Annotated in this window: 9 protein-coding genes; 7 read left to right on the top strand and 2 right to left on the bottom strand. The window is 38.8% G+C overall.

What is annotated here, in order from left to right:
• The 7 genes from V7266_RS17285 to V7266_RS17255 all read left to right on the top strand — a co-directional run.
• A partial coding sequence (locus V7266_RS17285) for an NAD-dependent epimerase/dehydratase family protein (protein WP_335469405.1) occupies positions 1–697 on the top strand: 697 nt, incomplete at its 5' end.
• A gap of 343 nt (positions 698–1,040) precedes the next feature.
• Positions 1,041–1,871 carry an ABC transporter substrate-binding protein gene (locus tag V7266_RS17280; RefSeq protein WP_335469404.1) on the top strand — a complete coding sequence of 277 codons (831 nt, stop codon included), beginning with the start codon at positions 1,041–1,043 and terminating at the stop codon, positions 1,869–1,871.
• A 76-nt stretch (positions 1,872–1,947) separates the two neighbouring features.
• Positions 1,948–2,610 (top strand): amino acid ABC transporter permease, encoded by a 663-nt coding sequence (locus tag V7266_RS17275; protein WP_335469403.1) that lies wholly within the window; start codon positions 1,948–1,950, stop codon positions 2,608–2,610.
• A complete protein-coding gene (locus V7266_RS17270; protein ID WP_335469401.1) occupies positions 2,607–3,329 on the top strand; it encodes an amino acid ABC transporter ATP-binding protein in 723 nt (240 codons plus the stop codon). Before V7266_RS17275 ends, V7266_RS17270 begins: the two co-directional genes overlap by 4 nt.
• A 16-nt stretch (positions 3,330–3,345) precedes the next feature.
• Entirely contained in the window at positions 3,346–4,542 is a 1,197-nt protein-coding gene (locus tag V7266_RS17265; protein WP_335469400.1) for a M20 metallopeptidase family protein, read from the top strand.
• A 128-nt stretch (positions 4,543–4,670) separates the two neighbouring features.
• Positions 4,671–5,963, top strand: a complete 1,293-nt coding sequence (locus V7266_RS17260) for a M20 family metallo-hydrolase (protein WP_335469399.1) — start codon at positions 4,671–4,673, stop codon at positions 5,961–5,963.
• A gap of 235 nt (positions 5,964–6,198) precedes the next feature.
• Entirely contained in the window at positions 6,199–7,203 is a 1,005-nt protein-coding gene (locus V7266_RS17255; RefSeq protein WP_335469398.1) for an aldo/keto reductase, read from the top strand.
• Positions 7,204–7,566: 363 nt separating this feature from the next.
• Here V7266_RS17255 and V7266_RS17250 read toward each other — a convergent pair whose 3' ends face one another.
• Positions 7,567–7,788: a hypothetical protein gene (locus tag V7266_RS17250; protein ID WP_335469397.1), complete on the bottom strand. Its 222-nt coding sequence runs from the start codon at positions 7,786–7,788 to the stop codon at positions 7,567–7,569.
• 380 nt (positions 7,789–8,168) lie between these two features.
• Complete coding sequence (locus V7266_RS17245; protein WP_335469396.1) at positions 8,169–8,714, bottom strand: TetR/AcrR family transcriptional regulator; 546 nt, start codon at positions 8,712–8,714, stop codon at positions 8,169–8,171.
• Positions 8,715–8,765 lie beyond the last annotated feature (51 nt).

Here is an 8,765-nt window from a genome sequence, read left to right as displayed (position 1 = left end):
CGACTATCGAATTACAGAAGGAACGCCATTATCCAATCCATATTGGCAATATTCGAGAAATAAGATTGCCTGTGAAGAGTATTTGCTGAAACTTTATCGGGAGGAAGGCTTTCCGATTACGATTATAAGACCCAGTCACACCTATGATGAACGTTCGATTCCACTTGGAGTACATGGAAGCAAAGGTTCCTGGCAGGTAGCCAAACGAATGCTGGAGAATAAACCCGTTATTATTCATGGTGATGGAACATCCTTGTGGACGATGACACACAATCGTGATTTTGCGAAAGGCTTTATTGGCTTAATGGGCAATATCCAAGCCATCGGTGAGTCTGTTCAAATCACTTCAGATGAAAGTCTTACTTGGAATCAAATTTACGAAGCAATCGCGGATGCACTCGGAGTGAAGCTCAATGCGATCCATGTGTCATCAGAATTTTTGGCCGCTTGCAGTAAAGAGGATTACAGGGGTGGATTATTGGGCGATAAGGCCAATTCCGTCGTTTTCGATAATACGAAACTAAAAAGACTGGTTCCCGATTTTGTTTCGACGACCCGATTCGACCAAGGGATTAAGCAAACGGTCGAATACATAGTAGCTCATCCTGAACTGCAAATACCGGATGAGGAATTTGACCATTGGTGTGACAGGGTTGTTGACGCATTAAATACAGCATTAGAGGTGATAAATGAATAAATGCTTTAAAAGGATGTTCTTTCATAATTAATAAATATAGATTTGAACAGGTGACAGCAAAAGTGCAAATATTTTTGTTCCGTCTATTCACAACACTGCTTTAATAAACGTAACATTCACAAACATAGTTTTCTCCATGTTTGTGAGTGTTTTTTTTGTTTGAATGAAAGGTTAACATGCCCTTAGGGAGTAATCGTAATAATTGGAAGAATTTTATTATTCGAACATTTCTTGAAGGTATTGTATTTTTGTGTGTATAAAATTACAATGGGGTACATAAATAAAACATTTTATCGTGATAAATTAGTAAAGGATTAAAGTGAAATAGAGGAGGAATAACATCATGAAGAAAATCATTCAGTTTTTAATCATTTTAGCAGTGGCTGTAATGGCAACTGCATGCGGTACTCAGCCTAAACTACCAGCAGAATCAAAAAGTGAGCAGACTCAAACAGGATCTAAAGGAGATACGTTTGAAAATATCAAAAAGCAAGGCGTGATTAAAATTGCGGTGGATGATACATTTCCACCAATGGAATACCGTGATGATAAAAACAAATTAGTCGGTTTTGACATTGACCTTGCAAATGCTATTTCGAAAGAGCTTGGTGTGAAAGTAGAGTTTATACCAACTGCATGGGATGGAATTTTACCAGGATTAGACGCTAAACGATATGACATTATTATGTCATCCATGAATATTACAGATGAAAGAAAGCAAAAGGTTGATTTTGTAGAGTACATGAAATTAGGACAAGTGGTTGCAGTAAAATCAGGAAATCCTCAAAAGATTCAATCGAAAGAAGATCTTTCTGGAAAAATAGTCGGTGTACAACTAGGTTCTACGAGTGAAAGTGCAGCGAAAGAGATTAAGGGAGTAAAAGAATTAAAGACATACAATGGTTATACGGATGTATTTAATGACTTAGGTCTTGGCCGTTTACAGGGAGTTATTGTTGCAGAAGCGGTTGGCCGTTACTACAAAACGACTAAACCGGATGCTTTCGATGTGGTAGGCAGTTCATTCCAAAGTCTTCCAGTCGGGATTGCTGTCCGTAAAGGTGATAACAAGCTTGAAGCCGAATTACAAAAAGCAATTGCAACGGTGAAGGATAACGGAGAATACGCAGAGGTTAGTAAGAAATGGTTTGGAACAGACAAATCGAATGAATAAAAGGGATACGGATAAATCGGTAGGTTGATTTATCCGTCTTATTTTTGCTTATGTTTTTTCAAAAGGAGAGAGGGAAATGAAGGACTTTCTATCATTTGCAATAACTTATCTTCCCTACTTATTACAGGGAGCATTGGTAACGGTTGAAATAGCCGTTATTGGGATAGTAGCAGGAAGTATAATAGGATTACTCATCGGTCTCGGCCGTGTTTCTAACACGAAACTATTTTCACAAATTAGCAGATTTTATATTTGGGTGATTCGAGGAACTCCTCTTTTAGTGCAATTATTCATCATCCATTTCGCGATCCCTTCCGTATTTCCTGTATTAACGATGCCGCCTTTTGTTTCCGCCTGCATCGCATTGTCACTCAATGCAGCTGCCTATATTGCGGAAATTGCCAGGGGCGCCATACAGTCGATTGATAAGGGACAAATGGAAGCAGCAAGGTCTCTTGGATTAAGTTATGGACAAGCGATGAGACGGGTGATTATACCACAAGCGTTTCGCCGTATGCTGCCCCCACTAGGAAATGAATTTATTGCCTTAATTAAAGAATCTTCCCTAGTGTCAACGATTGCATTATACGATTTACTCAGAACGGGTCAACAAATAATAAGTAGTACGTACCGTTATATGGAAATCTTTTTACTAGTTGGTTTAATCTACTTGGTGCTTACGACAATCATGACATTTATCGTTGGGAAAGTGGAGAAAAAGGTAGGTGCTTATGAATGATACAATGCAAAAATGTTAGTAAATCCTTTGGTGATTTAGAAGTTTTAAAAGGGGTCGACTTACATGTTTCGCAAGGCGAAGTGGTGGTCATCATTGGACCTAGCGGTTCAGGGAAAAGTACTTTTCTTCGTTGTATGAATCATTTAGAGTCAATTGATGGCGGGAGTATTACCATTAATGAGAAAATGGTAGAAAATAAAGAGGCTGCATTGAATAAACTTCGTCAAGAGATCGGAATGGTTTTTCAGCAGTTTAATCTATTTCCACATATGACCGTTTTGCAAAACATTATAGAAGCTCCTGTTTTATTGAAAAAGATGACGAAAGCTGAAGCAAAGAAAAAAGGAATCCAGCTTCTTCAAAAAGTGGGGCTTGATGCAAAAGCAGACGAATATCCAAACCGTTTATCTGGAGGGCAAAAGCAGCGTGTAGCGATCGCTCGAGCATTAGCCATGGAACCAACTGTTATGCTATTCGATGAACCTACTTCTGCCCTTGATCCGGAACTTGTCGGGGAAGTACTGGCAGTCATGAAGCAGCTGGCAAAGGAAGGGATGACCATGGTCGTCGTTACCCATGAAATGGGGTTTGCAAAAGAAGTAGCTGACCGGGTGATCTTTATGGACGGTGGCCATATTATTGAACAAGGAATTCCAGAAGACGTTTTTGTCAATCCTAAACATGATCGCACGAAGGAATTTTTAGGGCATATAAAATAGAGAGGGAGGAGCCCACATGTTTAAAGTTTCAAAATCAGAAATAACCTCCATTATTCATGATAAAGTAGAAGAATGGTTTCCTAGATTAGTTGAAATAAGACGTAATCTTCATATGTATCCTGAAATAAGTAATCAAGAATTTAAAACAACTGAAAAAATAAACGGGTGGTTACATGAATTTGGGATTCAACCAATCCCACTTAGCTTACCTACCGGGACCGCTGCCGAAGTAAAGGGTATGGAACAGGGACCAACGGTGGCCATACGAGCGGATATTGATGCTCTCCCCATTCAAGAAGAAGCAGATGTTCCATTTCGTTCAAAAATAGATGGGGTAAGTCATATGTGCGGCCATGATGTTCATACAACCATTGCACTTGGGGCCGCGATTATTTTAGAAGAAATGAAGGAGTTAGTCCCTGGGAATGTTCGGATCTTGTTCCAGCCGGCTGAAGAATTTGAAGGTGGAGCAGAATCGATGATCCAGCATGGATTATTAGAAGGGGCAAGTTCCATTATCGGTCTTCATAATGTTCCCGAACTTCCAGTTGGTCAGATAGGGGTGAAGGAAGGATTTTTAATGGCAAGTGTAGATGATTTTACCGTCACCATTAAAGGGAAAGGCGGACATGCGGCGCTTCCAGAGAAAACCATTGATCCGATCGTCATTGGCAGTGCTGTTGTGAGTCAGCTGCAAACATTGGTAAGCCGTACGATTTCATCGAAGGAATCGGCAGTGGTCACCATTGGTTCCTTCCAAGCAGGGACGACCAATAATGTCATTCCGGATAAGGCTATTCTAAAAGGAACGGTCAGAACTTCCAACGAACAAGTGAGAAAGAAAATCGATGAGGTATTCACACAACTCGTTACAAATACCGTCGCAGCACTTGGCGGGGAAGTGGAGATTCAGTATCAGCATTTGCTGCCTGCTGTCTATAATGATGCCCATGTAGCAGAAATGGTTCAGTCGGCAGCTGAGACAATAGTGGGGAAAGAAAATACGGTACGGGCGGAACCAACCATGGGTGGGGAGGACTTTTCTTTTTACCAAAAAGAAGTACCTGGCTGCTATGTTTGGCTTGGTTCAGGAAATCCAGAAAAAGGGATTAAATATGGGTGGCATCACCCGAAATTTATGGTAGATGAAGAGGCCATTAAAATTGGCGTTAAATTAATGGTTCAATCGGTGTTTAAATTATTAGAGAGATAAACCCTTTCACTTTGGCAGGATTTTTAGTCGCCAATAAAAACAAAAGATGAGAGATCCTGCTTTTTTCGAAAGGAAACAGCAGGATTTTCTCTATACTGGACATGCAAATGAAGGAGAATGTAAATCCTATGGAAGCAAATTTTTTGGAGAATGTAAATTTAACAATTGATGGAAACCGCCTTTGGAAGCAATTAATGGCCTTTGGAAAAATAGGGGAAGGAGACAATGGCGGAGTCACTAGAACATCATTTGATCAAAAGGATATCGAAGCACGAAAAGCTTTTCTGAAGCTACTGGAGCAAGCTGATTTATCCCCATATATGGACGCAGCGGGCAATATCTTTGGGCAAATAATCGGTAAAAATCCTGAATTACCTGCCATTCTTATTGGTTCTCACCTTGATACCGTAAATTCAGGCGGGCGTTTCGATGGTGCCATGGGGGTTCTAATGGGTGTTGAAGTGCTTAGTACGTTGAAAGAAAAGGGAATTCAACCTGAAAGAACGGTAAAGGTTGTATCCTTAACAGATGAGGAAGGGGCTCGTTTTGATTACGCTTTTGTAGGTAGTACCGCTTTAGTTGGGACAGAAGGTACGAAAAAATTAAAGGAAAATTTAGCTGCAGCATCAGATAAAGATGGACTCTCCTATCTGGAGGTCATGAAACAAGCCAGTCTAGAAGGGGAATATTTTAATCAAATTAATCCTGACCTTTTAGAAAAAGCTCAAATAGGTAAAGATGAAGTAAAAGCTTATATTGAAGTACATATTGAGCAGGGAAAAGTGTTAGAGAATAAAGATTTAGCTGTTGGAATCGTTTCGGGAATCTCTGGTGGAGAATGGGCGGAAGTAACCATCACGGGTGAAGCGGGGCATGCAGGAACAACCTGGATGAAAGAGCGTAAAGATGCACTAACAGCTGCAGCAGAATGTATAGTAGCCATTGAGAAAATAGCACAGGACAATAGCGGAAGTGTTGCGACAGTAGGAAAATTGGAAGTAAAACCTGGAAGTAGTAATGTTATTCCTGGGAGAGTAGATTTTACACTGGATGTTCGGGATATATCGAATGACCGGCGTGAAAATACGGTTACTCAAATCTATCATGCCATTCGGGCAATTGCTGCAAACCGCGGGTTAGAGTGTGAAATTAGGCAGGTTCAATCCCTGTCTTCTGTGATGAGTTCACCCATCGTGATGGAAGCAGTAAAAGATTCTCTGCAAGAAATACAGTATCCTGTTTATGAATTACCAAGCGGGGCTGCTCATGATGCGATGGTGTTGGGAGAACTCACAGATATTGGCATGATTTTTGTTAGGAGTAAGAATGGCATAAGTCATCATCCAGAGGAGTGGAGTTCGTTTGAAGATGTAGCCCTTGGGTGCGAAGTACTATACAGAACAACGTTAAAGCTTTTATAAATAATTCAAGTACTCGGCGGGAACAGGCCTCATGTATTCATTCGCAAGAGGCCTATTTTGCTTTAACGCTTTCACATTTTAACTTTTTTCCTTATTTTTTCATAAATATAATGAACAAGTTTGATAGTTTTGTTCATTATTATACAAATTCTTCTCATTTAACAATTGTAAGAATCACGTATATTTTTATACTAATAATGAAAGATAAAAACATTTGGAAAGTGAGGAATGGCAAGTGGAATATACCAAACTTGGTAACACGGGATTAGATGTATCTAGACTTTGCCTTGGTTGTATGGGGTTTGGAGTAAAGGAACGCTGGGTGCATCCGTGGGTAATAGATGAGGAAAGCAGTCGTTCAGTTATTAAAAAAGCTCTTGAGTTAGGTATCAATTTTTTTGATACTGCGAACGTTTACTCAGATGGAACGAGTGAAGAATTTCTCGGCCGTGCCCTTAAAGATTTTTCAAATCGAGATGAAATGGTCATTGCAACAAAGGTTTATTTTCCGTTGGGTAAAGATTTAAACAGCCAAGGTCCGAACAGCAAAGGATTATCCCGAAAACACATTATGAGCGAAATTGATAAAAGTTTAAAACGTCTTGGAACAGATTATGTGGATCTATACCAAATTCATCGCTGGGATTACAACACACCAATTGAAGAGACGATGGAAGCACTCCATGATCTTGTGAAGGCGGGTAAGGTAAGATACATAGGTGCATCAGCCATGTACGCCTGGCAGTTTTTGAAGGCGAACCATGTGGCAGAGAAAAATGGGTGGACTAGATTTGTATCCATGCAAAATCACCTTAACCTCATATACCGTGAGGAGGAACGGGAGATGCTGCCATTATGTAAGGAAGAAAAAATTGGCGTCATTCCGTATAGCCCTCTAGCATCCGGTAGATTAACCCGTGATTGGTCAGAAGACACTCTCCGTTCTGAAACGGATGAAACTCAAAAATCTAAGTACGGTTCAACGGAACATAACGATCGTTTTGTTGTGGAACGAGTGGCAGAATTGGCAGAAAAACATGGTGTGCCAAGATCCCAAATAGCACTTGCTTGGCTGCTTCAGAAAGAATCAGTCACAGCTCCTATTATTGGTGCTACGAAAATTTCACATCTAGAAGATTCGGTCGGTGCTTTATCGGTTAAGTTAACCACTGAAGAAGTTAGATATTTGGAAGAGCCTTATGTTCCACATTCTGTGGTTGGTGCTTTAGGTTCAAAATAATATGGGTCCATCAAAGATAAATGGAAAGATAATTAACAAATGTAATCAATTTGTTCAGTAATAAACAAATTATGTTCAATTAACAATTGTAGGCTATCATTTCTTGGTTATAATATAGACAGAAGTTAAAAATACTGAGTCGACACAGGCAAAACCAAATGGATTGTTACTGGTCATTCAGGCAAAACCTAAATCGCTAAATAAGAGAAGCATTTGAAGTCTCCTATTTTGTGATTTAGGTTTTTCTTTTATAAAAAAATTCGATATACTGAAGATTTCGAAATGCCAATTGATCATCCAAAGGCTCCTGTTATCCGACGGGAGCCTTTTTTGTTTGTTTAATGGAAGACCTCTTACGATGAACTATTTATTAAAATTACTTAATTCCGTTAATAATTCGTGGACAATGTGCTGTTCAAAATCTTTAGGCTTATCCAATAGTATTCCTCTTCTTGACGCAGTTGCAATTATTAGTCCTAATTCATAGTACATATTTTTAGAAACTGATCCTTTTGAAATCATTTTCTTCACTTCATAATAAAATTGAATCAAAAAATCACTTGGTAATTTTTCATAAAAAGACATTTTTAAAAACACCTACTATTCCTACTGTTTTAATAGGAATAATATCAATAAAAACTGATATTGAAAAGAGTTTTTTTCCAGATTCATAAATTTTCATTTTATTACAGATACGTTTGACAATATTGCTTTAATCTTGTTGAACAACCGGGTCATGTTAGTTAAAAGAAGGAATTATAAGAGAAAGCTAGACCGCCTGTCATATTAGAAATGAATAGTTAACCAATGAAGAAGTTCGTACTTTAAAGGGCCTTATGTTCCACAACTGTGGCTGGTGCTTAAAGTTCTAAGTAATATTGTTTCAGCAATAGCTTTATGAAACAAACCCCTGATTTCCTAAATAAAGCAGGAGATCAGGGTTTTTATATTATTTGATTTTTTAACTATACGATTCTCTCTATTAAAATACCCACTTGTTCCGCCATGGTTTGAGGCGTGTTAGGCATTCCATTCGTGTACCACCATTCCACAATTTCCACGTAAGCTCCTGCAATAAATCGAAGAATAACCTCTTCATTTATTCCGTTATTTTTTCCTTCTGTTAAATCCACTTCCCCCTTTAACCCTTCCATGACAAACTCAAGGAACTGCCTACGGAAAGAATGGGCTCCTTTACTGGCTAACATGGTTGAAAAGAATAAATAATGATTTTCAAAGTATTCGAACCAGATCAGATTCCCATCGATAAAATTCAGATCAGATGCCGATTCGGCCAATCCCCTTAGTTCGTTAATATGCTCTTCAATGAGCTTATCCAGCAAATCAAATTTATCCATGTAATGAAGATAGACAGTTCTTCTACTAACATTTGCTCTGTCGGCAATTTCTTGTAGCGTAATCTGATCAAAACCTTTTTCAGACATCAGCTCAATAATAGCTTTTTTTATCGCATCTTGAGATTTGAGTATTCTTCTATCCACCTTAGACATTGTGAAAGTCACCATACTTTCTAAAAGATAATGAACAATTTTAATCGATTT

Origin of the sequence: Neobacillus drentensis, assembly GCF_036965645.1 — a bacterium.
Classification (GTDB): Bacteria; Bacillota; Bacilli; order Bacillales; family Cytobacillaceae; genus Neobacillus; species Neobacillus drentensis_D.
This window is presented reverse-complemented; position numbering and strand designations above follow the sequence as displayed.

Excerpts from the sequence above, each read along its gene's own strand:
- V7266_RS17270 (WP_335469401.1), top strand. The coding sequence starts at position 2,607 with ATGATACAATGCAAAAATGTTAGTAAATCCTTTGGTGATTTAGAAGTT.
- V7266_RS17275 (WP_335469403.1), top strand. The coding sequence starts at position 1,948 with ATGAAGGACTTTCTATCATTTGCAATAACTTATCTTCCCTACTTATTA.
- V7266_RS17260 (WP_335469399.1), top strand. The coding sequence starts at position 4,671 with ATGGAAGCAAATTTTTTGGAGAATGTAAATTTAACAATTGATGGAAAC.
- V7266_RS17250 (WP_335469397.1), bottom strand. The coding sequence starts at position 7,788 with ATGTCTTTTTATGAAAAATTACCAAGTGATTTTTTGATTCAATTTTAT.
- V7266_RS17265 (WP_335469400.1), top strand. The coding sequence starts at position 3,346 with ATGTTTAAAGTTTCAAAATCAGAAATAACCTCCATTATTCATGATAAA.
- V7266_RS17245 (WP_335469396.1), bottom strand. The coding sequence starts at position 8,714 with ATGTCTAAGGTGGATAGAAGAATACTCAAATCTCAAGATGCGATAAAA.
- V7266_RS17280 (WP_335469404.1), top strand. The coding sequence starts at position 1,041 with ATGAAGAAAATCATTCAGTTTTTAATCATTTTAGCAGTGGCTGTAATG.